Here is a 25531-nt window from a genome sequence, read left to right on the forward strand (position 1 = left end):
TAGGTGGTGGAGGGCGGACTGGTCTAACCAGCCTCGACGGCGACCAGGTGTGAGACGGTGTGGGGACCCGCGGAGTAGTGGGCGACGGTCTGTTCGATCTCGCGGTCGCGGGCGGTCAGGCGCACTTGATGCTGATGCATGTGCTCGGCCCAGGACCGGACGACGAAGGCTTCGACGAAGCGGTCGACGGTGCCGACGTCGCGGTAGAGCCGCCATTCCATCGCGCCGGTGCGCTGCCGTGACCGGCCGACCAGCGCCATCGATTCGGTGAAGACGGCCACGTCGGCGGGTGGCACGTCGTAGCCGCGCATTACCAGGACGGGCCCGTCCGCGGGTTCGGGTTCGACGACGAGTTGCGGTTCGGGCCAGAATGCCGCCGGGGAGAGGTCGATCTCCTCGACGTTGTGCCGGATCGGCCACCACAGGGTGCTCACGGCACAGCAGGCGAGCAGCACCGCCGCGATGAGCAGCGCCGCCACGGCACCGTAGGCGCCGGCGACCAGGCCCCAGAGCAGGGAACCGATCGCCTGACCGCCCATGAACACCAGCATGTACACCGACAGCCCACGGGCCCGGACCCACGCGGGAAGCAACAACTGCATGGTCGAGTTCAGCGTCGACATCGCCAGCAACCACGCCAGCCCGGCCCCCACCAGCAACACGAGTACCACCACCACGTGGTGGACCAGCGCGGCGGCGACCGCACCGAGCCCGAACAGCACCGCGGCGAGCGCGAGCCGCTGGGTGGGGGTGAACAGGACCCGCAACCGTGACAATCCGAGCGCGCCGCAGACCGCCCCGAGCCCGAGCGCACCGAGCAGCAGACCGTAGCCGGAGGACGACAGTCCCAGCCGGTCGTGCGCGATCACCGGCAGCAGCGACCACACCGCGCTGGCGGGGGCGATGAACAGGATCGCGCGGAACAGCACCCGTCTGATCGCGGGCGCGGCCCGAATGAACCGGGTCCCCGCCTGCAACGCCGCGAGGGGCCGTTCGCTGGGCAGTGGGCTGGTTCGCGTCGGCCACTTCGACACCAGCAGCACCGCGACGATGCCGACGAACGACACCGTGTTGAACCCGAACACCACGGTGGGCCCGGCCAGCGACACGATCACCCCCGCCACCGCGGGCCCGACGGCACGACCGATATTGACACTCATGCTGCCCAGTGCCGCGGCCGAGGTGATCTGATCGCGCGGCACCAGCTCCGGCTGGATCGCCTGCCAGGCCGGGGCGGTGAGCGCCTGTCCGCAGCCGAGCAGGAACAGCAGACCGAGCAGGACCGCGGGGGTGGTGTGGCCGGTGGCGGTGGACACGGTGAGGGTGAGCGAGACCAGCGCCATGCCGGTCTGCGCGCCGAGCAGCAGCCGCCGTCGATCCACCAGGTCCGCCAGCACCCCGGACGGGATCGACAGCAACATCACCGGCAACGTCAGCGCGGTCTGCACGAACGCCACCAGTGCGGCCGCGTTCGGTTGGTCGACCACCAGCCACTGCGCGCCGACCGTCTGCATCCACGTGCCGAGATTCGACACCAGCTGAGCGATCCACAACGCCCGGAACAGCGGCGACCGCAACGGCGCCCAGGTCGAGATCCGTTCCGCCGCGACGATGCCCACCCGACGAGCTTATCCCCGGCGACTGCCATCGCGCGCGAGGTGACCCCCGCCGAGCTCGCCGCTCGCCGTCCGCGCGCGGCCATTGCGAAAGATCCCGGCGAACTATCAGATACCTTGTGGCCCACGACAATAGGGAAGTGATCGACCGATACGGTGTTATCTTCTGACCGCTTTCGAGCGATCAGCACCGCAGCTCCCGTTTCGTTCGGGGGGAGCTCGTACGACACGGAGGACAACGCATGAATGCCCCGCAGCAGCCGTATGGCCAGCAACCCTATGGCCAGCAACCGCCGTACGGCCAGCAACCCCCCGGCGGTGGCTACCCGCCGCAGGGTGGCTACCCGCCGCAGGGCGGCTACCCGCAGCCGCCGCGCAAGAAGAAGGTGTGGCCGTGGGTGCTCGGTGGCATTCTCGTCGTGCTGCTGCTGATCGTCGGTGGGTGCGTGGCCTTCGTCGGCACCGTCGCCAATGAGATCGAGAACGAGGTCAGCCGCGAGGTGACCGTCTCCTACCAGGCCGCGGGCTCGGGCACCGGCACCGTCATCTACTCCGACGGGACCCTGGACGTGCAGACCGAAGCCGACGTGCCACTGCCGTGGTCCAAGGATGTGACGATCACCGGTCTGGTGAAGCACTCCGCGCTGAGCGTCATGTCGGGCATCGACGGCGGAACGGTCTCCTGCAAGATCGTCGTCGACGGCAAGGTGATCGCGCAGGACGAGGCCAGCGGTTCACTCGCCACCGCGGACTGCACGGGTGACGCAGGCAAGTAAGTCGACCGCCCGCCCCGGACATCGCCTGGCGGTGTCCGGGGCGGGCCGTACCATCGGCTTCATGCGGATATTCCTTCGACGACTCGCCGCCCTCGCGATACTCGGCACGGCAATGGCCGGGTGCGGATCAGCCGAGAAGGAACCGGTGGACGACACCGCCACGCCGATGGGCCATACCTACATCTCCACCGAGGTCGTCGGCGACAAGATCCCCGGCGGCGGGCCGATGACGCTCGGTTTCTCCGACGGCCGGATCTCGGCGAGCTCCGGCTGTAATTCCGCGGGCGGCACCGTCGACCTGAGCAACCACGTCCTGCACACGTCACCGCTGGCAGGCACCCTGATGGCATGCCCCGGCGAGCGCGGACGCGCCGACGCCTGGCAGTCCGACTTCCTGGAATCCGATCCCACCTGGCGCCTCGACGGTGACCGGCTGACACTGACGGGCAAGTCCGTCACCATCCATCTCACCGACAAGAAGATCGTGAGCCCCGACAAGCCGCTGATCGGGACCACCTGGGTGGTCACCACCATGCTCACCCCGGACGCGCAGATTCGCTCGACCGCGCTCGACGAGGCGAGCCCGACCCTCACCATCGGGGAGGGCGGCACCGTCAACGGCAACGCCGGCTGCAATCGGATGACCGGAACCGCGGGCGTCGGTCCCGGCGAGGCGGTGAACTTCGCCATCGGCACCACCAAGATGATGTGCCCGCCGGAGGTGATGGAGGTCGAGCAGAACGTGCTGCGTGCGCTGGACGGGAGAACCACCGCCACTATCGACGCAGACGCGCTCACGGTGCGCAACGACAACGGCTACGGCCTGATCCTGCGCGCGCGGTAACCGCTCACGTAGACGAAGGGCCGGAAACCCAGCGGTTTCCGGCCCTTCGGCGTTGAACTACCCGATCAGGGCAGCGGACCGCCCGCGGCGATCGCCGACAGGGTGGCGAACTCATCACCCTTGAGCGAAGCACCGCCGACCAGCGCGCCGTCGATATCGGTCTGGCGGATCAGCTCGCCGATGTTCTTGGCGTTCACCGAGCCGCCGTAGAGCACGCGGACTCCGGCGGCGACCTCCGGGGAAGCCAGCTTCTCCAGCTCGCCGCGGATCGCGCCGCACACTTCCTGCGCGTCGGCCGCCGAGGCGACCTTGCCGGTGCCGATGGCCCAGACCGGCTCGTAGGCGATGACGACCTGCGAAATCTGTTCCGCCGTCAGGCCTTTGAGCGAACCGCGCAGCTGCTCGAGGTTGTACTCGACGTGCGTACCCGCCTCACGGACGCCGAGACCCTCACCGATGCAGACGATCGGGGTGAGCTCGTTCTTCAGCGCCTGCTTGGCCTTGGCCAGCACGGTCGCGTCGTCCTCGTGGTGGTACTGACGACGCTCCGAGTGCCCGACCACCACGAAGGTGCAGCCGAGCTTCGCCAGCATCGACCCGCTGATCTCGCCGGTGTAGGCACCGGAATCGTGCGCCGAGACATCCTGCGCACCGTAGGTGATCAGCAGCTTGTCGCCGTCGACGATCGACTGCACGCTGCGCAGATCGGTGAACGGCGGGATCACCGTTACGTCGACCTTCGCGAAGTACTTCTCGGGCAGCGCGAACGCCACCTTCTGCACCAGCGAGATGGCCTCGAGGTGGTTGAGATTCATCTTCCAGTTGCCCGCGATGAGCGGTTTACGTGCTGCCATCGCTCAGCCCTCCAGCACCGAAATACCGGGCAGCTCTTTGCCTTCCAGGTATTCCAGGGAAGCGCCACCACCGGTGGAGATGTGCGAGAAACCGTCGTCGGGCAGGCCGAGCGCACGCACGGCCGCGGCCGAGTCACCGCCACCGACGACCGTGAACGCACCCTTGGAGGTGGCGGTCACGATGGCTTCGGCGACACCGCGGGTGCCTGCGGCGAACTTCTCGAACTCGAACACGCCCATCGGGCCGTTCCAGAACACGGTCTTGGCCTCGGTCAGCAGGGCGGCGAACCGCGACACCGACTCGGGGCCGATGTCCAGGCCGAGCCAGCCGTCGGGGATCTCGGTCGACGCGACGGTCTTGGTGTCGGCATCGGCCGCGAACTTGTCGGCCACCACGATGTCGACCGGCAGGTGCAGCACGTCGCCGAAGCGCTCGAGCAGATCCTTGCAGGTGTCGATCATCTCGGCCTGCAGCAGCGAGCCACCGACCGGAAGTCCTTGCGCGGCAAGGAAGGTGAAGCACATGCCGCCGCCGATGACCAGGGTGTCGACCTTGGGCGCCAGCGCCTCGATCACTGCGAGCTTGTCCGAGACCTTCGAGCCACCGAGCACCACGGCGTACGGGCGAGCCGGGTCCTGAGTGAGCTTCTGCAGCACCTCGACCTCGGCCGCGACCAGCGTGCCCGCGTAGTGCGGGAGCTGCTGGGCGACGTCGTAGACCGATGCCTGCTTGCGGTGGACCACGCCGAAACCGTCGGAGACGAACGCACCGTCGTCGCCGACCAGCTCGACGAACGCCGCCGCGAGCTTGGCCCGCTCCGACTCGTCCTTGCTGGTCTCGCGCGGATCGAAGCGCACGTTCTCCAGCAGCAGCACGTCGCCGTCGGTGAGACCCTCCGAGCGCGAGAGCGCGTCGTAGCCCACCACGTCACCGGCCAGCTGGACGTTGCGGCCCAGCAGCTCGGCCAGCTTCGCCGCCACGGGGGCGAGGGAGAACTTGGCGTCGGGCTCGCCCTTGGGGCGACCGAGGTGCGCCATCACGACCACCTTGGCGCCGGCCTCGACCAGCGCCTGAATGGTCGGCACCGAGGCGATGATGCGGCCCGGGTCGGTGATCTGACCGTTGTCGTCGAGGGGAACGTTCAGGTCGGAGCGCACGAGCACGCCCCGACCCTCGACACCCTCGGCCAGGAGATCCTGCAGTGTCTGAACAGTCATCGCGTTCAGAGCGACTTGCCGACGAGATCGACCAGGTTGGCCAGGCGGTTCGAGTAGCCCCACTCGTTGTCGTACCAGGAGACGACCTTGACCTGGTTGTCGATGACCTTGGTCAGCGGCGCGTCGTAGATCGACGAGTGCGGGTCGGTGACGATGTCACTCGACACGATCGGGTCCTCGTTGTACTTGAGGATGCCCTTCATCGGGCCCTCGGCGGCGGCCTTCATCGCGGCGTTGATCTCCTCGATGGTGGCGGGCTTGGCCAGCGTCGCGGTCAGGTCGGTGACCGAGCCGGTCGGAACCGGAACGCGCAGCGCGTAGCCGTCGAGCTTGCCCTGCAGCTCGGGCAGCACCAGGCCGATGGCCTTGGCGGCACCGGTGCCGGTGGGCACGATGTTCAGGGCCGCGGCGCGGGCGCGACGCAGGTCCTTGTGCGGCGCGTCCTGCAGGTTCTGGTCCTGGGTGTAGGCGTGAATGGTGGTCATCAGACCGTTCACAATGCCGAACGAATCGTTGAGCACCTTGGCGATCGGGCCGAGGCAGTTCGTGGTGCACGAGGCGTTGGAGATGATGTTCTGGCTGCCGTCGTACTTGTCGTCGTTGACGCCCATCACGATGGTGATGTCGTCGCCGGTGGCAGGCGCGGAGATGATGACCTTCTTGGCACCCGCGGACAGGTGGCCCTTGGCCTTCTCGGCGGCGGTGAAGATGCCGGTCGACTCGACGACCACGTCGACGTTCAGGTCGGCCCAGGGCAGTGCCGAGGGGCCTTCCTTGATCGCGAGCGCCTTGATGCGCTGCTCGCCGACCACGATGGTGTCGCCCTCGACGGAGACGTCCTGCGGCAGCCGACCCAGGATCGAGTCGTACTTCAGCAGGGTGGCGAGGGTGTTGATGTCGGTGAGGTCGTTGACCGCGACGATCTCGATATCGGTCTCGCCGACGGCCTTCAGCGCCTCCACCGCACGGAAGAAATTACGTCCGATACGACCGAAGCCGTTGATACCTACCCGGACAGTCACGTTATCGCTCCTCAGCTTTCAAGCGGATTCATTCCGACGGTCACCACAGTAGTAGCCGCGCCAGCCTTCACGACAGCCACCTGTGAGTTGTGAGCTCCCCGGCCTCAGGCCTGCGGAGACCCCAGAATAAAGGGCAGAGCGGTCAGGTATGACCGCTCTGCCCTAATCGTCGGATTCGCCACACCTTTCGGTGCGAGGAGTCTGTGCGAAGTTCCTACTACGCGTCGTCGAGCAGTTCCGCTGTCACCGCGGACTCGGTATCGGGGATGCCGAGGTCCTTGGCGCGACGATCGGCCATCGACAGCAAGCGCCGGATCCGGCCCGCGACAGCGTCTTTGGTCATCGGCGGCTCGGCCAGCTGACCGAGTTCCTCCAGCGACGCCTGCCGGTGCTGCACCCGCAGCCTGCCCGCCGCGGCGAGATGCTCGGGCACATCGTCGGCGAGGATCTCGAGTGCGCGTTCGACCCGCGCCGCCGCCGCGACGGCCGCCCGCGCCGAGCGGCGCAGGTTCGCGTCGTCGAAGTTGGCGAGCCGGTTGGCGGTGGCCCGCACCTCGCGGCGCATCCGCCGTTCTTCCCAGGTGAGCCTGGTGTCCTGCGCGCCCATCCGGGTGAGCAGGGCGCCGATCGCCTCGCCGTCACGCACCACGACCCGATCCGTGCCGCGCACCTCCCGCGCCTTCGCGGTGATGCCGAGCCTGCGCGCCGCGCCGACCAGTGCCAACGCCGCCTCCGGACCCGGGCAGCTCACCTCGAGCGCCGAGGAACGACCCGGCTCGGTGAGCGAACCGTGCGCCAGAAACGCGCCACGCCACGCCGCTTCGGCGTCACCGATGCTGCCGCCGACCACCTGCGCGGGCAACCCACGCACGGGACGGCCACGAACATCGAGCAGACCGGTCTGGCGCGCCAGCGCCTCGCCTTCCTTCGACACCCGCACGACATACCGGGAAGTCTTCCGCAACCCACCCGCGCCGAGCACGTGCACGTCGGAGCCGTATCCGTACAGCTCGAAAATCTCTCTGCGCAGTCGCCGGGCGATGGACCCCATGTCCACCTCGGCTTCCACGATTACCCTGCCCCCCACGATGTGCAGACCGCCCGCAAACCGCAGCAACGCCGACAGTTCCGCTTTACGCGAGCTGACCTGCGACACCACGAGCCTGCTCAGCTCGTCTTTCACCTCGGCTGTCATCGCCACGAGACGCGCTCCTTTCCCACCGACCCGGAACGCACATCTGTGACACTGTGCCGTCCCTCGACTCGAAGCCCTGCCAGTTGCGGCCGCGGCGACCGGATCAGCTGATCCAGTGCGGCGGCTAGTTTTCCGGGATGATGCCGATCCGTTCCCGGCTCGGCGACATCGCAGAACGTTACCCGTGCACGCAACTGTTCGGCGGCTCTTGCTACATGTTCCCGTTGCCGCCCCTCGGGCACCGACGCCGAGTCGACGAGCACCTCGTCGACCGCGAAATCCGGTGCGTGCTGGGACAATACATGCAGATGACGCTCCGCGGAAAAGCCGGCTGTCTCCCCTGGCTCCGCGGCCAGATTCAGAACGAGTACTTTACGTGCCCCGGTACGCACGAGTGCGTTGTGTAGTTGCGGTACGAGGACATGCGGAATGACGCTGGTGAACCACGAACCAGGTCCCAGCACAACAACATCCGCGTCTTCGATGGCCGAGGTCGCCTCGGGGCTGGCAGGCGGATCGGACGGAATCAGCCGCACCCGCCGGACCTTACCCGGCGTGGTCGCCACCGCAACCTGACCGCGCACACACCGGCCGATCCGCGGATCCGACTCGAGGCCCGACACTTCTGCCTCGATATCGAGCGGAATCGGCGACATCGGCAGCACCCGGCCGGTGATCCGCAGCAACCTGCCGACCTCGTCGAGCGCGGCAACGGGATCACCGAGGATGTCGGTGAGCCCGGCGAGAATCAGGTTGCCCACCGAGTGTCCGGCGAGCGCGCCGTTGCCGCCGAAGCGGTGCTGCACGGCCGTGGTCCAGACGCCGTCGGCGTCGTCGGACAGTGCGGCCAGCGCCATCCGCAGATCTCCCGGCGGGAGCATGCCCAGTTCGGCACGCAGCCGCCCGGACGACCCGCCGTCGTCGGCGACGGTGACGACGGCGGTGATCCGCCGCGTCAGCCTGCGCACCGCTGTCAATGTCGCGTACAGCCCGTGCCCGCCGCCCAGCGCGACGACGGCTGGGTCGGCTTCGGTTCCACTCATTCGCGCCCCAGATCCCGGTGCACGACGCGGACGACGTCCACCGCCGTGTGCCCGGTCTCGGCGCCGATGCGGGTACCCAGTGCCTCGGCGATAGCGACACTGCGATGTTTGCCGCCGGTGCACCCCACTGCCACGGTCATGTATCGCTTCCCCTCTTGGCGGTATCCGGTCGTCGTCAACTCGACCAGGTGTTCACCGGTCCGCAGATAGTCCTGCGCGCCCGGCCTGGACAACACGTAGTCGCTGACCACCGACTCCTGTCCGGTGTGTTCCCGCAATTCCGGAATCCAATGCGGGTTGGGCAGAAATCGCACGTCCAACACCATGTCGGCGTCGAGGGGAACACCGTACTTGAAGCCGAACGACTGCAGGGTCAGCTGCAGTGCGGCTGGCGCGCCCGCGCCGTAGGCCTCCTCCAGCTTGCGGTGCAGCTGGTGGATGGACAGCTCGGTGGTGTCGATGACGAGGTCGGCGGCGCCCTTGACCGGGGCGAGCCTGGCTCGTTCGGCGGTGAGACCGGCGCTCAACGTGCCGTCCGGACTGTCGCTCTGCAGCGGGTGACGGCGCCGGGCGAAGCCGAATCGCCGGATCAGCACATCGTCGGAGGCCTCGAGGAACAGCACTCTCGTCCGGATGCCCGCGCCACGCAACTCCTCGGTGACACCGGAGAGCTCACCGGTGAAGAATCGGCTGCGCACGTCCATGACCAGCGCCAACCGCCGGATCGGCGGGTCGGCCGCGGCGCCTAGTTCGATCATCCGCCCGATCAGTTCGGGCGGTAGGTTGTCGGTGACGTACCAGCCGAGGTCCTCTAGCACGCGCGCGGCAGTGCCGCGGCCCGCGCCGGACAAGCCGGTCACGATGACCACTTCTACTGGTTGCTGTGTGTCGGTGACCGTCCCGGATTGCCCGGGTGCCGCCCCCGCATTGTTATTCGATTCGACGCGTGTCATGTCCTACCGGATCCGTTTCTGGGTGCCTTTCGATCATCCCGCACCGGTTCGGGTATCGGGCGCAGACACACAACGTACGGCACACGCAATCTTGCGTCCTGCGATACCGGCCGTCGGCGGTTACGGGCTGTTGAGTGCCGCGAGCACTGCTTTCGCCGTCGAGACCCCGATTCCGGGCACCGAGGTGATTTCCTCGACAGTCGCGTCCTTGATCCTGGCGACCGAGCCGAAATGGGTGACCAAGGCGGTTCGCCTGGTCTCGCCGAGGCCCGGCACCGAATCCAGCGCCGATGCCGTCATCCGGCGTGAGCGTTTGCTGCGGTGGAAGGTGATGGCGAAACGGTGAGCCTCGTCGCGCACGCGTTGCAGCAGGAACAGCGCTTCGCTGTTGCGCGGCATGATCACCGGGTCGGCTTCCCCGGGCACCCAGACCTCTTCGAGGCGTTTGGCCAAACCGATCACCGCGACATCGGTGATGCCGAGTTCGTCCAGGACCTCGGCGGCGGCGGCGACCTGGGGTGCGCCGCCGTCGACCACGTAGAGGTTGGGCGGATAGGCGAAGCGGCGCGGGCGGCCGGTGGTGGGGTCGATGCCGGGACGTGAGGCGGGTTCGTCGACCTCGTCGGGTTCGATCTCGACGGGCTGTTCCCGGTCGCGGGCCAGGCGGGCGAAGCGGCGGCGGGTCACCTCGGCGATGCTGCCGACGTCGTCGGAGCGGCCGTCGCCCGCGGCTTCCTTGATCGCGTAGTGGCGGTAGTCGGACTTGCGGGCAAGGCCGTCTTCGAAGACCACCAGCGAGGCGACCACGTCGGTGCCCTGCACGTGGCTGATGTCGACGCATTCGATCCGCAGCGGGGCGCTGTCGAGTTCGAGCGCGTCCTGAATGTCTTGCAGCGCTTGGGATCTCGAGGTGAGGTCACCGGCGCGGCGGAGCTTGTGCTGGGCCAGCGCCTCGGCGGCGTTGCGCTGCACCGTCTCGGCGAGCGCCTTCTTGTCGCCGCGCTGCGGCACGCGCAGCGAGACCGCGGAGCCTCGGATCTCGGTGAGCCACTCCCCGATCTCCTCGGCGTCGGCGGGCAGTTCGGGTACCAGCACTTCCCGCGGGACGACAATGGCCGCGTCACCGTTCTGGTCCGCCAAGGCGGCCTGTTCGCCGTAGAACTGGGTGAGGAACTGTTCGACCAGGGCGGCCATTTCGGTTCCCGACTCCGCGACATCGAGTGCGTCACCGGATTTGTCGACGACCCAGCCGCGCTGACCGCGCACGCGTCCGTCGCGCACATGGAAGATCTGGACGGCGGCTTCGAGTGCGTCGGTGGCGAAAGCGATCACGTCGGCGTCGGTGCCTGCGCCGAGGACCACGGCTTGCTTCTCGAGTGCGCGGCGCAGCGCCTGCACGTCGTCGCGCAGGCGGGCGGCGTTCTCGAAGTCGAGGTCTTCGGCGGCTTCGTGCATCCGCCGTTCGAGGGCGCGCACCATCTTGTCGGTCTTGCCGGAGAGGAAGTCGCAGAAGTCCTCGACGATCTGGCGGTGCTCGTCGGCGCTGACCCGGCCGACACACGGCGCGGAACACTTGTCGATATAACCGAGCAGGCAGGGGCGCCCGATCTGGTTGTGCCGCTTGAAGACTCCGTTGGAGCAGGTGCGCGCGGGGAACACCCGCAGCAGCAAGTCGAGGGTCTCGCGGATCGCCCAGGCGTGGGCGTACGGACCGAAGTAGCGCACCCCCTTCTTGCGGGCGCCGCGATAGACGAACAGGCGCGGGTACTCCTCGTTGAGGGTCACCGCGAGCACCGGATAGGTCTTGTCGTCGCGGTAGCGCACGTTGAACCGCGGATCGAATTCCTTGATCCAGTTGTACTCGAGTTGCAGCGCCTCCACCTCGGTGGACACCACCGTCCACTCGACCGACGCCGCCGTGGTGACCATCTGCTTGGTGCGCGGATGCAGCGAATACACATCGGCGAAGTAGGAATTCAACCGACTCCGCAGGCTCTTCGCCTTACCGACATAGATGACCCGCCCGTGCACGTCCCGGAACTTGTACACACCGGGTTCGACGGGAATCGTGCCCGGCGCCGGCCGGTACGTCGCGGGATCTGCCACCCATCCAGCCTAGCGAGGGGCTCCGACAGGTCCGCACCGCCGACGGTTGATCGAGCAACCGCCCTTCGGCCGAGCTGACGAACCAGGTGGCGCGCTGACCGTCACCCCGCATCGGGTGTGGTCGGCCACGGGCTCGCACGCTGTGGCGAGGGCCGGTCGCCGGGGCCGCCTGTGTACCGTGATTGCTCGGAACATGTGCCCGAAAGGACGTGCGATGACCAACGCTGCTGCGCCGCGCACAGGCGAGGACCTGTACGACGACGAGGTGACCCCGCACGGGGTCATGCCCGGCACGGTGCGCGGGGCTCGGCTGATCGTCGCGGTCGCCTCGGCTGTCGGGGTGGTGCTGATCACGATCACCGTGGCGCTTGGCGGTTCGCTCGGCGCGCTGCTCGCGGGGTACCTGCCGTCCTTCGCGCTGGTCCCGTTGGTGCTGTTGTTCCGGCAGGGCGGCGACCTGGTGCGCAAGGCCGCGGTCGCGGTCGCGGTGCTGGCGTTGCTCGTGTCCTCGACCGGCATTCTCACCGGACTACCGCCGGGTGCGGTCGGCATCGTCGCCAATGGCGCGGTCGCCGCGATGCTCCTTCGCCCCTCGGCTCGCGCCTGGTTCACCCGCGAACGCTGACCTGCGATCGGGTGATTCGTCCCGCGCTGAAAGGTGCGCGAGCTGACTGGAAGGTCGGGCGCCGAGACCGTCAGCGTCGCGGTCAGTCGACCGTGCGGATCCCGTGTTCGGCGAGTGCGTCGATGAGGCCGCGGGGACGGTCGACGGTCGGAACCGCGTCGACGAGGGCGAAGCGGGCGCCGAGGATCGTCGCGCCGCCGTCGGCTTCGGTGCTGTCGCCGACCATGAGGACGCGTTCGGGATCGACGCCGAGGCGACTGGTGGCGTCGCGGAAGATCTGGGGATTCGGTTTGATGGCGCCTACTTCGTAGGACAGGGTCATCGAGCCGATCAGGTCGGTCCAGCCGTGCTTGCCGAAGGCGGGTCGGATGTCGAAGGCGATATTGCTGACGATGCCGATCGGGATTCCTTGGGCGGCAAGCGATTCCAGTACCGTGCCGGTGTCGGGGTACGGAGTCCAGGTGAACGGGTCGATGAGGCGTTCGTAGAGGCGGGTTGCCTGGATATCGGGAACCCCGGAGCCGCGCAGCACCTCCAGGTAGGCGTGGCGGTGCAGGGCGGGGTCGAGATCGCGGTTGTCCCAGGCGTGTTGGCCTGCCGTGTCGAAGGTCATGAACTGCTCGACCGGGGCCGTCATCCGCCGCAGCACTTCGGCTTTCGCGGCCACGTCGAACGGTGTTCCGTCGTCGCCGACGAGTTCGTCGGCCCAGGTCCGATCGTCCTCCAATCGGAAGACCGTGCCGGAGAAGTCGAACAGCACCGCGTCGATGTCCATATCAGCCAGGGTAACCAGCTAGCCGGTGCGCGCCTGGCGGAAATCGGCCGGGTAACCCAGGATTCGCGTGCCCGTCATCGGGGCGCCGTCGGAGCCGGTTGCCGGCACCGGGCCGAAAAAGATCCAATCGTGTCGGACCGGAGAGTTACGCTGCCTACATGACGCCAAGGCGACGGACGTGGATCGGGGCCACGACGGCCGCAGTGCTCGCGGTGGGGGTACTGGCCGGTTGTTCGACAGACGACAAGCGTGCCGCGGAGTGCACGAGCACGCCCAACGGCACGCCGGTGTCCGCGGCACCCGCGACCAGCGCCGGTGCGCCGACCTCGCAGAATCTCAGTACCAATCCCGAGATCGCGTCGGGGTACCGCTTGGACATGACGGCCGTGCGCACCAGTACCTACGCGGTGTCGACCGCGAACCCGGTGGCCACCGAGGCCGCGTGCCGGGTGCTGCGGGCGGGTGGTACCGCCACCGATGCGCTGGTCACCGCGCAGGCGGTACTCGGGCTGGTCGAACCGCAGGCTTCCGGGATCGGGGGCGGCGCGTTCCTCGTGCATTACGACGCGAAGTCGCGCACCGTCGACACCTACGACGGCCGCGAGACCGCACCCGCGGCGGCCACCGAGAACTATCTGCGCTGGGTCAGCGACACCGATCGCACCGAGCCCGCCCCGAACACCCGGGCGAGCGGCCGCTCGATCGGCGTTCCCGGGGTACTGCGGATGCTCGAACTCGCGCATTCCGAGCACGGGATGACCGCCTGGAAGGAACTGTTCGATCCCGCGATCAGCCTGTCCGACAGCGGTTTCGAGATCAGTCCGCGCCTGGCCGGGCAGATCGCCGAATCCGCGCGGGATCTGGCAGCCGACGAAGCCGCACGCGGCTACTTCCTCGAACCCGACGGTTCACCCAAGAAGGCCGGCACCGTCCTCACCAATCCCGCACTGGCGAAAACACTGTCGGCGATCGCCACCGACGGCGCGAAAGCCCTCTACAGCGGCGCCATCGCCCAGGACATCATCGCGGCGGCGGGCAGCACCGCGGGCGGACGCACCCCGAGTCTGCTGACCACCACCGACCTGGCGAACTACCAGGCCAAGAAGCGCACCGCGCTCTGCACCGGGTACCGCAAGTACGAATTGTGCGGCATGCCCGCGCCGTCCTCGGGTGGCAGCACCGTCGCCGCGACGCTGGGCATCCTCGCCAATTTCGATATCCCCGCGCTGCGCCCCCAAGAGCTCGACGCCAACGGTGGGCGCCCCGACGCGCAGGCCGTGCACCTGATCTCCGAGGCGGAGCGGCTGGCCTACGCCGACCGCAACAAGTACGTCGCGGACCCGGATTTCGTTCCGCTGCCGGGCAATTCGGCCCTGTCGCTGGTCCACCCGCAGTACCTGAAGGAGCGGTCGGGGCTGATCGACCCGCAGCGCAGCATGGGCACCGCCAAGCCTGGCAACCTCGGTCCGGTGCCCCTAGGCAACGGCCCGCAGCCGCCCGAGCACGGCACCAGCCACATCTCCGTCGTCGACAAGTACGGCAACGCCGCGGCGATGACCACCACGGTCGAATCGGCGTTCGGGTCGTTCCATCTCGTCGACGGGTTCGTGCTCAACAATCAGCTCACCGACTTCGCCGCCGATCCGGTCGACCCCGACGGCACCCCGGTGGCCAACCGCCTCCAGCCCAACAAGCGCCCGCGAAGTTCGATGGCGCCGACCCTGGTGTTCGAACGTGACGACAAGGGCGACCGCGGCGAACTGAAGCTCGTCACGGGTTCACCCGGTGGTTCGGTGATCATCCAGTTCGTCGTGAAAACGCTGATCAATACGCTGGATTGGGGCCTCGACCCGCAGCAGGCGGTCTCCGGGGTGTCGTTCGGCGCCGGCAATACGCCGGTCACCGGCGTAGGCGGTGAGCACCCCGACATCGATCCCACCGACAACGGCGACCACGATCCGCTGGTCCAAAAGCTACGGGCGATGGGTCACCAGGTGTCGGTCGCACCGCAGTCCAGCGGGCTGAGCGCCCTGCAGCACAACGGCAAGGACGGCTGGATCGGCGGCGCGGATCCGCGCCGTGAGGGAGCGGTCCTCGGCGATACTCGCTGACCGCAGGCGGTTCGTCGCCGGGACTCGCACCTCCCGTCCCGGCGACGCCGCGCTGACCTACCTCGGCATGCGGCGCATGGTGAGTGCCGAACGAATCCGCCGGGCGCAGGCGCACGAGTCGCGGCAGCGGGACTGTTCGCGAGCGCGACTCAGTCCTGCGGGGCGTACCGGGCCCCGAGTTCGCGCACACGCTCTATCGCGTCGGCGGCGTGGGCCTTGTCGTTGGAACGGATCGCGAGCATCGGGACATAGTCGTCGTCGGCCAGTTCGAGGCGAGCCCAGGCCTTGCGGTCCGGGAAAGACGCGCCTCGGATGTAGGCCCACGGGTAGACCTGCTCGCCCAGGATGTTGCGCACCCCGACACCCTGGCGACCCGCGCGCACCCGCGGACGGGTGAGCATCAAAACCGCGCCCGCACCGACGACCCCGATCAGGATCATCGCGACCTGATCGGCGACCCGGAAGTTCACCCCGGTCGAGCCGGTGCGCAGCAGCAGTCCGCCCGCGGTGAAGGCGACGACGATGACGATCGCTGCGACGACGGCGGTGCGGATCGCCCGGCGCGGACGCACCTCGAACTCCCAGCCCGTGTCCGGCTCGGGAACACCGCGCCGCCACGTCCGCACCACCGGCACGGTCACGCCGATCGCAGCGCGCGCAACGTGAGCGCGGCGTCGAGGGCGGCGGCACAGGCCTGCTCGCCCTTGTCCTCCGACGAACCGGGCAGCCCGGCCCGATCGCGCGCCTGCTCTTCGTCGTTCGTGGTGAGCACACCGTTGGTGACCGGCGTGGCCGCGTCGAGCGACACCCGGGTCAGCCCTGCCGTCACCGCGTCACACACGTACTCGAAATGTGGTGTGCCGCCCCGGATCACGACACCGAGAGCCACCACCGCATCATGCGTGCGTGCCAGTTCCTGCGCGACGACCGGCAGCTCCATCGCACCGGCGCAGCGCACCACGGTCACCTGCTCGACGCCGGCTTCCTTGGCGACCCGCTCGGCATTGGCCACGAGCGTGTCGCAGATCTCGGTGTGCCAGCGCGAGGCGACGATGCCGAGTTTGACGTCTTTGGCCTGCGCCAAAGCGAAGCTCGGAACACCTGTGCCGCTCATCGTTGCCGCCTTTCGTGGGAAGTGATCACTGCGCGGTTTCGCCCAGGTCGAGATCGTCGAGGCCGACCAGGTCGTGGCCCATCCGATCCCGCTTGGTGCGCAGGTAGTGCAGGTTCTCGGCATTGGCGCGCAACGGCATCGGGACGCGCTCGGTGATCGCGAGGCCGTAGCCGTCGAGGCCGACCCGCTTGGCCGGATTGTTGGTGAGCAGACGCATCGAGCGGATCCCGAGATCGACCAGGATCTGCGCGCCCGTGCCGTAATCGCGGGCGTCGGCGGGCAGGCCGAGATCGAGGTTGGCGTCGACGGTGTCGCGGCCGGTGTCCTGCAATTGGTAGGCCTGCAGCTTGTGCATCAGGCCGATGCCACGGCCCTCGTGCCCGCGCATGTAGAGCACGACGCCGCGGCCCTCCTGATCGACCATCTCGAGCGCCGCGTCCAGCTGCGGGCCGCAATCGCAGCGCAGCGAGCCGAAGACGTCGCCGGTCAGGCATTCCGAGTGCACGCGCACCAGCACGTCCTCGCCGTCGCCGATGTCGCCGCGCACCAGCGCGACGTGCTCGGCGTCGTCGAAGATGCTCTGATAGCCCACGGCCTTGAAGTCGCCGTGCGCGGTCGGAATCCGGGCCTCGGCCACCCGCACGACATGCTTCTCGTGCTTGCGCCGCCAGGCGATCATGTCGGCGATCGAGATCATCGCCAGGTTGTGCTCGTCGGCGAACACCCGTAGCTCGTCGGTGCGGGCCATGTGCCCGTCGTCCTTCTGGCTGACGATCTCGCAGATCACGCCCGCCGGACGCAAGCCGGCCATCCGGGCCAGATCGACCGCGGCCTCGGTGTGGCCCGGCCTGCGCAGCACGCCGCCGTCCTTGGCGCGCAGCGGCACCACATGGCCGGGGCGGGTGAACTCGTCGGCCTTGGCCTGCGCGCTGGCCAGCAGGCGCATGGTGACCGCCCGGTCGGCGCCCGAGATACCGGTGGTGATGCCCTCGCGCGCGTCCACCGAGACGGTGTAGGCGGTGCCGTGCTTGTCCTGGTTCATCGCGTACGCGGGCGGCAGGCCGAGCCGGTCGCAGTCATCGGCGGTCAGCGGCACGCAGATGTAGCCGGAGGTGTAGCGGATCATGAACGCGACCAGCTCCGGGGTGGCCTTCTCGGCCGCGAAGATGAGATCGCCTTCGTTCTCCCGGTCCTCGTCGTCGATGACGACAACAGCCTTGCCGGCCGCGATATCGGCGACCGCGCGCTCGATGCTGTCCAACCTGGTCACGTCTGCTTGCTCCGTAATTTTGGCGGCTGGCGCCGCGGGTTTCTCGGCCCTGAGGCCTCGATCTTCCCTCCCGGCGGGCACTCCTTCGTCGCACCCTCTGGTCAGTCCAGATCGAGGCGGCCGAGAAACTGCCTTGGGATGGCAATGACTTCCTACATTACGGCGTGGCCTCGGCGTGTTCTGTGAGGCCCGGCGCCGATCGGTGTCAGCCTCGCTGGGCGAGGCGTTCTACGTACTTCGCGATGACGTCCACCTCGAGGTTCACGGTGGCGCCGACCGGGGCGGTGCCGAGGACGGTCAGGGCGAGGGTGGTCGGGATCAGCGAGACTTCGAACCAATCGCGGGATCCGTCGGCGTTCGGTTCGTCGTCGATGCCGAGCGCGGAGACCGTCAGCGAGACGCCGTCGACGGTGATCGAGCCCTTCTCCACCACATAGCGCGCGATGGAATCCGGCAGCGAGATCCGCACGACTTCCCAGTTCTCCGACGGGGTCCGCCGGAGCACGGTGCCGGTGCCGTCGACGTGGCCCTGCACGACGTGCCCGCCGAGGCGGCTGTTCAACGCGGCCGCGCGTTCGAGGTTGACCGGCGATCCGGGGACCAGGCCGCCGATGCTCGAGCGCCGCAACGTCTCGTCCATGACGTCGACGGTGAAGCTGTCGCCGTCGACCACGTCGACGACGGTGAGGCAGACGCCGTTGACGGCGATCGAATCGCCGTGTCCGGCATCGGAAGTCACCAGCTTGCCGCGGATCGTCAACCGGGCGGCGTCGGTCAGCGCTTCGGTGGCCACGACCTCGCCGAGCTCCTCGACGATCCCTGTGAACATGCCTGACTCCCTTGTCGCGTCATCGATACCCGTTCGGCCCAACAGCAGGTGCGTTGCCGCTATTCCCGCGCGGCCGCCCGGCTTGTCGCACAGCCTAGTAGCGGGGCCGGTGAGACCGGGGCGGGGGCCGAACCCGACCGAACGCAGCACAAGGTCACCGGAAGCGATCGATAGCGCATCGATTCGGCGACAAAGGTGTATCGACATGACGCGACGCCGCCGTTAATCATTCCGGCGGTTGTCGTTCAATCCAATTTTCGGCGAACCGATCCCCCGCATTCATCCGGCTGCCTTAACCTGGGAATACCCGCCATTACGAACTGGAAACACGGTGAGTGGAATGCTTGCGCCCGCCGCGCCATTGACGCAATATTGTTACGTCAACGATTCCTGCTGTTCAACCAGATGTCGGGCCCTGGAACTGCGGGTTTCCCCGACATCATCGCCCGGAGCACTGCGGCTGCCGGGAGTTCGCCCCAGGGATAGTCCACCACTCCAGGAAGACAACACTGTGGGTTACAACAGGTTCGCAATATGTGGGGGTGCCGCGTGAGCACGCTGATCGATTCGACGCTGGAAATGCGCTGCGTACGTTATCGGCGAGAGCTGCACCTGCCGGCCAAGATCGATTTCGATTCCCGCCGCATTCTGCTCCACATCGGCGCGCACTACGGCGCGGTGACCATGCCCAGCGATCTGGGCGAGCGGGTACAGGCGCGCCTGCGCGAGGCCTCGATCGCGGGTCCGGTAGTCGATCACCCCCGCGCTCGGCGCTGGACGTTCCTCACCGGCCCGTGCCGACCGGACTCGCTCACCGCGACCGCGTCGGCCGAACTGTTCCGCCTCTACGCGACCGTCGCCTGCGCGGGCAGCCAGATCGTGCTGCCCTCCCCCGACGACGAGCGCACCGGCTATCGCACCTGGGTGCAGGTACCCGAATCCGGCGACCAGCGGCCGCCGGTGCAGGCTGTCATCGAAGCGGCGCGGGCGCTGGGCACCCGCAAACTCCGCTCCCTGTAATCACGGCAGCCAGGCCGAGGTGGCCAAGTTGCGCAGCTTCTGCACGGCGGCGCCGGGATCGGCCGTGTTGTAGACGGCCGATCCGGCCACGAAGCAATCGATCCCGGCCGCGGCGGCCTGCTCGATGGTGTCGTCGTTGATGCCGCCGTCGATTTCGACGACCAGCCGCAGTTCGCCCGAGTCGACCAGGTTGCGCACGATCCGCGCCTTCTCCAGCACGCCGGGGATGAACGACTGCCCACCGAAACCGGGTTCCACGCTCATCACGAGCAGGGTGTCGAATTCGCGCAGGATCTCCAGGTACGGCTCGATCGGGGTGTTCGGCTTCACCGACAGCCCCGCACGGCCGCCCGCGGCGCGGATATCGCGCGCCACCGCGATCGGATCATCGGTCGCTTCGGCGTGGATGGTGACGTTGTAGGCGCCGGCCTCGGCGTAGCTCGGGGCCCAGCGGCCCGGATCGTCGATCATCAGATGGCAGTCGAACGGGATGTCGGTGGCCTTGAGCAGGCTCTGCACGATCGGCAGACCCAGTGTGAGGTTCGGCACGAAGTGGCCGTCCATGACGTCGACGTGGAGCCAGTCGCATCCTTGCACCGCGGCGGCCTCAGCGGCCAGATTCGCGAAGTCCGCGGACAGGATTGACGGGGCGATCATCGGCTTGGACGGACGGGAGAACGTCGGAGTGGACACAGCGCGACAGTGTAGCGACCGAATGGTGATTGCCCTGCCGGGTTATGGGTAGCCTTCTCAGGGTGACCAATTTTTCGGCGGAACATGGGCCCTTCGGCGCCCCGGTGGAGATTCGTGTGGCAGCACAGCTGACGCAGCTGCCAATCGTGCGCGGACTGGCCGAAACACTGGTGCTACTCAGCGATTTCACCCTCGACGAGGTGGCCGACGTGCGCCTCGCCGTGGACGAGGTGTGCTCGACGATCATCGCGATCGCAGGCCCGGATACGCTGCTCACCTGCCAATTCCTCGTCGGTGACAGCGAATTGCAGGTGCGGGTCGACGGAGTGGCGGCGGCCGAGGGCATGCCGGATCAGCGCAGCTTCGGGTGGCATGTGCTGCGCACGCTCTGCGACGAGGTCATCGCCGAACAGCAGGACTTCGACGCCGGCGCGTCCGGGTACCCGACGACGGTACGATTCCGCAGGGTCCGGGGGAAGGCATAGTGCACGGCGAGGACAACCAGCCCGACCAGCACAATCTCAGCGAACCCGACAAACCCGACGCTCCTGCCGTGGAGTCGGAGAACGCCGCGGAACCGGACAAGGAAGCCCTCGAGCAGGAAACTCTCGAGGAGGAGGCCGAAACTCCGGAACCGGTGTCCGGATACGACGACGTCAGCGCGCTGTTCGAGCGGCTCGCGGCGACCGAGCCGGGCAGTGTGGCGCACGCGGTCGCACGGGACGCGCTGATCAACCGGTGCATCCCGCTGGCCGACCACATCGCGCGCAAATTCAGCGGGCGCGGTGAGCCGTTCGACGATCTGTCGCAGGTGGCGCGTGTCGGTCTGGTGCACGCGGTGGACCGGTTCGATCTGAGTCGCGGCTCGAATTTCCTGTCCTTCGCGGTGCCGACGATCATGGGTGAGGTCCGGCGGTATTTCCGCGACAACACCTGGGCGATGCGGGTTCCGCGGCGCGTCAAGGAGACTCATCTGCGCATCGGCGCGGCAGTGGATCAGCTGTCGCAGCGGTTGGGGCGCTCCCCCACCGCCAAGGAGATCGCCGCCGAACTCGATGTCGACCCCGACGAGGTCACCCAGGCCGTCATCGCGGGCAACGCCTATCAGCCGACCTCGATCGACGCGGCCTCGATCGGTCGCGACAGCGACGCCTCGCTGCTCGACACCCTGGGCGAGGAGGAATCGCAGTTCGACCGGGTCGAGGAGTACATCGCGGTGCGCCCGCTACTGGCGGGCCTGCCGGAGCGTGAACGCCGCATCCTGACCATGCGGTTCTTCGAGTCGATGACGCAGACGCAGATCGCGTCGCAGCTGGGGATCTCGCAGATGCACGTGTCGCGAATTCTCGCGAAAACCCTTGCGCGCCTGCGTGAATTGTCCGAGCGGGACTGAGTCGCGGACGGGACAACGAAGTCCTACGCGCCCTGCCGGGCCCGCCGCAGCTTCGCGGGTGCGCGCAGCCACCAGGCACTGTCGAGCAGCTCGGCGAGCTGTTGCCGGTCGACCGTGTCCAGGTCGATGAGAATGCACGGGTACCCGTCGTAGTGCGGGGTCGTGTAGAAGGCTGGGTCACCGGAGGCCAGCAGCGCCTCCTTCTCCGTGGGCTCGCAGAGCAGCACGAGACCACCTTCGGCTTCGTCACGTAATCGGGCGAAGCTCTTGCCACCGACGTTCAGGCCCGGACTGCGCCACCAGGTGCCTTCCGCCACACCCGGCAGCGCCGTCGCCATCGCGACCACTTGATCCCACGTCATAGCCATACGCCGATTCTCCCCCTCGGCGATCGCTGCGCGCTTGGACGAATGGAACGGCGCCGTCCCCCGTACAGGGGACGGCGCCGTTGTACTGTCGCGTCTATTTCTTGCGCAGAGTCGCCAGGAACATGGCGTCGGTGCCGTGGCGGTGCGGCCACAGCTGCGCGGACGGACCGTCACCGAGATCGGTGACACCGGGCAGGAACTCGCGGCTGTCGAGCTCTTCGGCACCGGTGCGGCGGACGAAATCGGCCACCACCGACACTGTTTCGGCGAGGTGCGGTGAGCAGGTCGAGTAGACGACGACACCGCCCGGACGCACCAGGTCCCAGGCGGCGGCCAGGAGCTCACGCTGCAGGGTGACCAGTTCCGTCACGTCTGCCGGGGTACGACGCCAGCGAGCCTCCGGACGACGGCGAAGGGCGCCGAGGCCGGTGCAGGGCGCGTCGACGAGAACGCGGTCGTAGCCGGGGGTCAGCCCACTGTCGCGGCCGTCCGCGACGTGGACGGTGACGGGCAGGTTGCGGGTGGATTTGCGAACCAGTTCGGCGCGGTGTTCGGCCGGTTCGACGGCGTCGACGGTGAACAGGTCGATCGCGGCGAGCGCGCCGAGCAAGGCCGCCTTACCGCCGGGACCTGCGCAGAGATCGAGCCAGCGGCCCTTGTCCTCGCCGTCCAGTGGCGCGCGGGTGAGAGCGAGCGCGACCAGCTGACTGCCCTCGTCCTGGACGGCCGCGATGCCGTCGCGGACCGGCTCCAGCTGACCCGGGTCGCCGCCGTCGAGGTACACCGCGTACGGGGACCAGCGACCTTCTTCGCCACCGGTGACCAGGGCGAGTTCCTCGGCGGTGATTTCCCCGGGCCTCGCGACCAGGTGCACGACCGGGCGCTCGTCGTCGGCTTTCAGGAGCTCGTCCAACTCGCCTGCTTGTGCGCCGAGCGCGTCGGCGAAGGCTTGGGCGATCCACTTCGGATGCGCGTGCTCGAAGGCGAGCTTGCCGACCGGGTCGGCGGGGGCGAGTTCGGCGATCCACTCCTCGGCGGTCTTGCCCCCCGCCCGGCGCAGCACGGCATTGACGAAACCGGCACGGCCCTGGCCGAATTCGGCGCTGGCCAGGTCGACGGAGGTGTCGACGGCGGCGTGCGCGCTGGTGCGGGTCCGCAGCAACTGGTAGACGCCCAGGCGCAGGATGTCGAGGATGGGGCCGTCGATCTCGTCGACCGGGCGGCCCGCGCACGCCGAGATCACCGCGTCGAGCTGTCCCTGCGAACGACTCGCACCGTAGGTGAGCTCGGTCGCGAACGCGGCATCACGGCCACTGATCTTGCGCTCGCGCAACAACTTCGGCAGCGCGAGGTTGGCATAGGCATCGCGCTCACGCACGGCCCGCAACACATCGAGGGCCACCTCACGCGCCGGATCCACAGGCTCGCCGCGCCGCTTGCGCGGACTCGGCACGGTGGGATCGGGACGCTCGGGTCGCCGCTGCGTGGGCGCCTTACCCGCCGTTCCCGCACCGGCGTCGCGGGTGCCCGCGCCACGGCCGCGCGAATCTCCTACGCGCGCACCACGATCGGGACGCGACGCGCCACGGCCGGTTCGGCCCGCACCGGAACGTCCCGCGGCGCCACGCTGGTCGGCCGAGTCACGACTCTGCGCCCTGTCGTTCGCGTCGCCGAAACCTGGGCGGTCGTCGACACGACGAGGTACACCGGATCGCGGAGCGTCGTCCCGGCCACCACCGTCACCACCCTGCGCGCGGTCGTCTTCGCGACGTGGCCCACCGGATCGCGGAGCGGCAGCACCTCGATTGCCCGCGCCGCGCGCGAAACCAGGGCGATCGTCGGAACGGCGGGGTGTGCCCGATCGGGTGCCCCCGTCGCGGTCGTCGCGGCGGGGTCGGTCGGAGCCGCCACGGTCATCGCGGCCGGTCCAGCGATCGCCGTCCGCACGCGGGGTGGTGGTGCCCTTCGCGGCGCGGGCGGCCCAGCCACCATCGACATTCTTGCTGGTGATCTTGCGGTCGTCGCGGGAACCGGTGCCGCGCGCGTCGCCAGATTTTCCGGTGGGTTTGCGATCCTCGCGGGGGCTCACGCCCTTCGCGGCGTCGGCTTCGCGGCGACGGCGGCGGTCGGAGGCGCTCATGCGCGCACCTCGCTGTCGATCGGCTCCGGCATGACCGCGGTATCTGCTCGCTGCTCCCTCATCCGATCACCGTGCCGGGAGCGAGGCGGGCGCCGCGGGCCCAGTCGAGGGCGTTCATCATCTTCTTGCCGGGCGGTTGGACCTGTCCGAGGCGGACCGCCGTGGTCGATGTTCCGACGAAGACGCCGGACTTGCGCACCTCGATCTCGCGTTCGGGCAAGGTTTCCTCCACCATTTCCACCGGGCCGAGTTTGAGGCGCAGCCCGTTCACCTCGGTCCACGCGCCCGGCGCCGGGGTGACGGCGCGGATGTGGCGGTGGATGGCCAGCGCGGGTTCGTCGAACCCGATTCGTCCCGCCTCCACGGCCACCTTCGGTGCGTAGGTCACGCCGTCGTGGGATTGCGGAATCGCTTGCAGCGACCCGTCTTCCACGCCGTCCAGAGTTTTCTCGAGCAGCACGGCGCCCGCTTCGGCGAGCCTGGCCAGCAGTTCGCCCGCGGTGTCGGTGAGCCCGATCTTCTCGGTCATCACCCCGTACACCGGGCCGGTGTCGAGGCCCGCTTCGATCAGGAAGGTCGACGCACCGGTCATGTCGTCACCCGCGTCGATGGCCGCCTGCACGGGCGCCGCACCGCGCCAGGCGGGCAGCAGCGAGAAGTGCAGATTGATCCAGCCGTGCGCGGGGATGTCGAGCACCTGCTGCGGCAGCAGCGCACCGTAGGCGACGACCGGGCAGCAGTCCGGCGCGAGTTCGGTGAGCGCGGCGACGAATTCGGGTTCGGACGGCTTGCGCGGCGTGAACACCGGAATGCCGTGCTCGTCGGCGAGCTGCCCGACCGGCGAGCGCATGATCTTGCGGCCGCGACCCGCGACCGCGTCGGGCCGGGTGACCACCGCGACGACCTCGTGGCCTTCGCTCTCGATCAACCGGCGCAACGACGGCACCGCGGGTTCCGGCGTGCCGGCGAAAACTACCCGCATCAGCGGCCACCGCCCACACCGCTGGATTCGCGCACGGTGATCCCGCCGCGGAACCAGTCGGATTCGCGGATGGTGCGCATCGCGTCCTTGCGGTCGGCCGGTTCGAGCCGGTTGATGAACAGCACGCCGTCGAGGTGGTCGTGCTCGTGCTGTACGCAGCGGGCGAGCAGCCCGTCGGCCTCGAACTCCACCGGCGCACCGGTGACGTCGACCCCGGTGACCCGCACGCGCGATGCCCGGCGCACGTCGTAGCGCACACCGGGAATCGACAGGCAGCCCTCGGGGCCGACCTGTTCATCGGCCCCGAGGGCCGACCATTCCGGGTTCACCACGTGACCCGCGGCGTCGCCGGTGTCGTAGACGAACACCCGCAGCCCGACCCCGATCTGCGGCGCGGCCATTCCGACCCCACCGTCGTCGTGCATGGTCTCGGTGAGGTCGGCGACCAACGTGGCGAGGTCGGGACCGAACTCGGTGACCGCGTCGGCACGCGAGCGCAGGATCGGGTCGCCGAACAGGCGAACGGGCTGAATGGTCACGGCGGCTCCCGGGGAGGACGAATTGCGGTCGTCCCAGTCTAGAGA

The 25531-nt window shown here is 68.4% G+C and carries 25 protein-coding genes; 7 read left to right on the plus strand and 18 right to left on the minus strand.

Annotation, left to right across the window (positions count from 1 at the left end; translation table 11 throughout):
• Positions 1–23 precede the first annotated feature (23 nt).
• Positions 24–1619 (minus strand): MFS transporter, encoded by a 1596-nt coding sequence (locus ACWZHB_RS16270; protein ID WP_427908778.1) that lies wholly within the window; start codon positions 1617–1619, stop codon positions 24–26.
• A 239-nt stretch (positions 1620–1858) separates the two neighbouring features.
• On the opposite strand from ACWZHB_RS16270, the gene ACWZHB_RS16275 reads away from it, so the two are divergent.
• Together ACWZHB_RS16275 and ACWZHB_RS16280 are read left to right on the plus strand one after the other, a co-directional pair.
• Positions 1859–2392, plus strand: a complete 534-nt coding sequence (locus ACWZHB_RS16275) for an MmpS family transport accessory protein (RefSeq protein WP_427908779.1) — start codon at positions 1859–1861, stop codon at positions 2390–2392.
• Between the two features lie 61 nt (positions 2393–2453).
• Positions 2454–3236 carry an META domain-containing protein gene (locus ACWZHB_RS16280; RefSeq protein ID WP_427908780.1) on the plus strand — a complete coding sequence of 261 codons (783 nt, stop codon included), beginning with the start codon at positions 2454–2456 and terminating at the stop codon, positions 3234–3236.
• 65 nt (positions 3237–3301) lie between these two features.
• Here the strand turns inward: ACWZHB_RS16280 and tpiA are convergent, their stop codons facing one another.
• The 7 genes from tpiA to uvrC all read right to left on the minus strand — a co-directional run bounded on the left by tpiA (position 3302) and on the right by uvrC (position 11627).
• Positions 3302–4090, minus strand: a complete 789-nt coding sequence (tpiA, locus tag ACWZHB_RS16285) for a triose-phosphate isomerase (RefSeq protein ID WP_427908781.1) — start codon at positions 4088–4090, stop codon at positions 3302–3304.
• Between the two features lie 3 nt (positions 4091–4093).
• A complete protein-coding gene (locus ACWZHB_RS16290) occupies positions 4094–5308 on the minus strand; it encodes a phosphoglycerate kinase (RefSeq protein ID WP_378627067.1) in 1215 nt (404 codons plus the stop codon).
• 5 nt (positions 5309–5313) lie between these two features.
• On the minus strand, positions 5314–6330 hold the full coding sequence (gap, locus tag ACWZHB_RS16295; protein ID WP_056810475.1) for a type I glyceraldehyde-3-phosphate dehydrogenase: 1017 nt from the start codon (positions 6328–6330) through the stop codon (positions 5314–5316).
• 217 nt (positions 6331–6547) lie between these two features.
• Positions 6548–7531: a DNA-binding protein WhiA gene (gene whiA / locus ACWZHB_RS16300; protein WP_056810477.1), complete on the minus strand. Its 984-nt coding sequence runs from the start codon at positions 7529–7531 to the stop codon at positions 6548–6550.
• On the minus strand, positions 7522–8568 hold the full coding sequence (locus ACWZHB_RS16305) for a gluconeogenesis factor YvcK family protein (RefSeq protein WP_427908782.1): 1047 nt from the start codon (positions 8566–8568) through the stop codon (positions 7522–7524). Before ACWZHB_RS16305 ends, whiA begins: the two co-directional genes overlap by 10 nt.
• A complete protein-coding gene (gene rapZ / locus ACWZHB_RS16310; protein WP_427908783.1) occupies positions 8565–9521 on the minus strand; it encodes an RNase adapter RapZ in 957 nt (318 codons plus the stop codon). The genes ACWZHB_RS16305 and rapZ overlap by 4 nt, the downstream gene beginning before the upstream one ends.
• Positions 9522–9641: 120 nt before the next feature.
• Positions 9642–11627, minus strand: a complete 1986-nt coding sequence (gene uvrC / locus ACWZHB_RS16315; protein ID WP_427908784.1) for an excinuclease ABC subunit UvrC — start codon at positions 11625–11627, stop codon at positions 9642–9644.
• A gap of 214 nt (positions 11628–11841) precedes the next feature.
• Between uvrC and ACWZHB_RS16320 the strand changes: the two genes are divergently transcribed.
• Entirely contained in the window at positions 11842–12252 is a 411-nt protein-coding gene (locus tag ACWZHB_RS16320; protein WP_427908785.1) for a hypothetical protein, read from the plus strand.
• 82 nt (positions 12253–12334) lie between these two features.
• Here ACWZHB_RS16320 and ACWZHB_RS16325 read toward each other — a convergent pair whose 3' ends face one another.
• Positions 12335–13027, minus strand: a complete 693-nt coding sequence (locus tag ACWZHB_RS16325; RefSeq protein WP_427908786.1) for an HAD family hydrolase — start codon at positions 13025–13027, stop codon at positions 12335–12337.
• 158 nt (positions 13028–13185) lie between these two features.
• Between ACWZHB_RS16325 and ACWZHB_RS16330 the strand changes: the two genes are divergently transcribed.
• On the plus strand, positions 13186–15138 hold the full coding sequence (locus ACWZHB_RS16330) for a gamma-glutamyltransferase family protein (RefSeq protein WP_427908787.1): 1953 nt from the start codon (positions 13186–13188) through the stop codon (positions 15136–15138).
• A gap of 149 nt (positions 15139–15287) precedes the next feature.
• On the opposite strand, the gene ACWZHB_RS16335 is transcribed toward ACWZHB_RS16330, so the two are convergent.
• From ACWZHB_RS16335 to ACWZHB_RS16350, 4 genes are all read right to left on the minus strand, one after another.
• A complete protein-coding gene (locus ACWZHB_RS16335; RefSeq protein ID WP_427909182.1) occupies positions 15288–15773 on the minus strand; it encodes a PH domain-containing protein in 486 nt (161 codons plus the stop codon).
• Between the two features lie 2 nt (positions 15774–15775).
• On the minus strand, positions 15776–16252 hold the full coding sequence (ribH, locus tag ACWZHB_RS16340; protein WP_427908788.1) for a 6,7-dimethyl-8-ribityllumazine synthase: 477 nt from the start codon (positions 16250–16252) through the stop codon (positions 15776–15778).
• 25 nt (positions 16253–16277) lie between these two features.
• On the minus strand, positions 16278–17522 hold the full coding sequence (locus ACWZHB_RS16345) for a bifunctional 3,4-dihydroxy-2-butanone-4-phosphate synthase/GTP cyclohydrolase II (protein ID WP_378627050.1): 1245 nt from the start codon (positions 17520–17522) through the stop codon (positions 16278–16280).
• Positions 17523–17727: 205 nt separating this feature from the next.
• Positions 17728–18351, minus strand: a complete 624-nt coding sequence (locus ACWZHB_RS16350; RefSeq protein WP_427908789.1) for a riboflavin synthase — start codon at positions 18349–18351, stop codon at positions 17728–17730.
• Between the two features lie 549 nt (positions 18352–18900).
• Here ACWZHB_RS16350 and ACWZHB_RS16355 point away from each other — a divergent pair.
• The gene (locus ACWZHB_RS16355) at positions 18901–19371 is read left to right on the plus strand and encodes a hypothetical protein (protein WP_427908790.1); all 471 of its coding nucleotides are present in this window, start codon (positions 18901–18903) and stop codon (positions 19369–19371) included.
• Here ACWZHB_RS16355 and rpe read toward each other — a convergent pair whose 3' ends face one another.
• Complete coding sequence (rpe, locus tag ACWZHB_RS16360; RefSeq protein ID WP_427909183.1) at positions 19372–20028, minus strand: ribulose-phosphate 3-epimerase; 657 nt, start codon at positions 20026–20028, stop codon at positions 19372–19374.
• Positions 20029–20180: 152 nt separating this feature from the next.
• Between rpe and ACWZHB_RS16365 the strand changes: the two genes are divergently transcribed.
• Together ACWZHB_RS16365 and ACWZHB_RS16370 are read left to right on the plus strand one after the other, a co-directional pair.
• A complete protein-coding gene (locus ACWZHB_RS16365) occupies positions 20181–20549 on the plus strand; it encodes an anti-sigma factor (protein ID WP_427908791.1) in 369 nt (122 codons plus the stop codon).
• Positions 20549–21457 (plus strand): RNA polymerase sigma factor SigF, encoded by a 909-nt coding sequence (locus tag ACWZHB_RS16370; protein ID WP_427908792.1) that lies wholly within the window; start codon positions 20549–20551, stop codon positions 21455–21457. The genes ACWZHB_RS16365 and ACWZHB_RS16370 overlap by 1 nt, the downstream gene beginning before the upstream one ends.
• Before the next feature lie 23 nt (positions 21458–21480).
• Here the strand turns inward: ACWZHB_RS16370 and ACWZHB_RS16375 are convergent, their stop codons facing one another.
• From ACWZHB_RS16375 to def, 4 genes are all read right to left on the minus strand, one after another.
• On the minus strand, positions 21481–21825 hold the full coding sequence (locus ACWZHB_RS16375) for an MmcQ/YjbR family DNA-binding protein (protein ID WP_427908793.1): 345 nt from the start codon (positions 21823–21825) through the stop codon (positions 21481–21483).
• Positions 21826–21919: 94 nt separating this feature from the next.
• On the minus strand, positions 21920–23278 hold the full coding sequence (locus tag ACWZHB_RS16380) for an RsmB/NOP family class I SAM-dependent RNA methyltransferase (RefSeq protein ID WP_427909184.1): 1359 nt from the start codon (positions 23276–23278) through the stop codon (positions 21920–21922).
• Between the two features lie 745 nt (positions 23279–24023).
• Positions 24024–24947 (minus strand): methionyl-tRNA formyltransferase, encoded by a 924-nt coding sequence (fmt, locus tag ACWZHB_RS16385; protein ID WP_427908794.1) that lies wholly within the window; start codon positions 24945–24947, stop codon positions 24024–24026.
• A complete protein-coding gene (gene def, locus ACWZHB_RS16390; RefSeq protein ID WP_427908795.1) occupies positions 24947–25486 on the minus strand; it encodes a peptide deformylase in 540 nt (179 codons plus the stop codon). The genes fmt and def overlap by 1 nt, the downstream gene beginning before the upstream one ends.
• Positions 25487–25531 lie beyond the last annotated feature (45 nt).

It is taken from the genome of Nocardia sp. FBN12 (assembly GCF_054031145.1).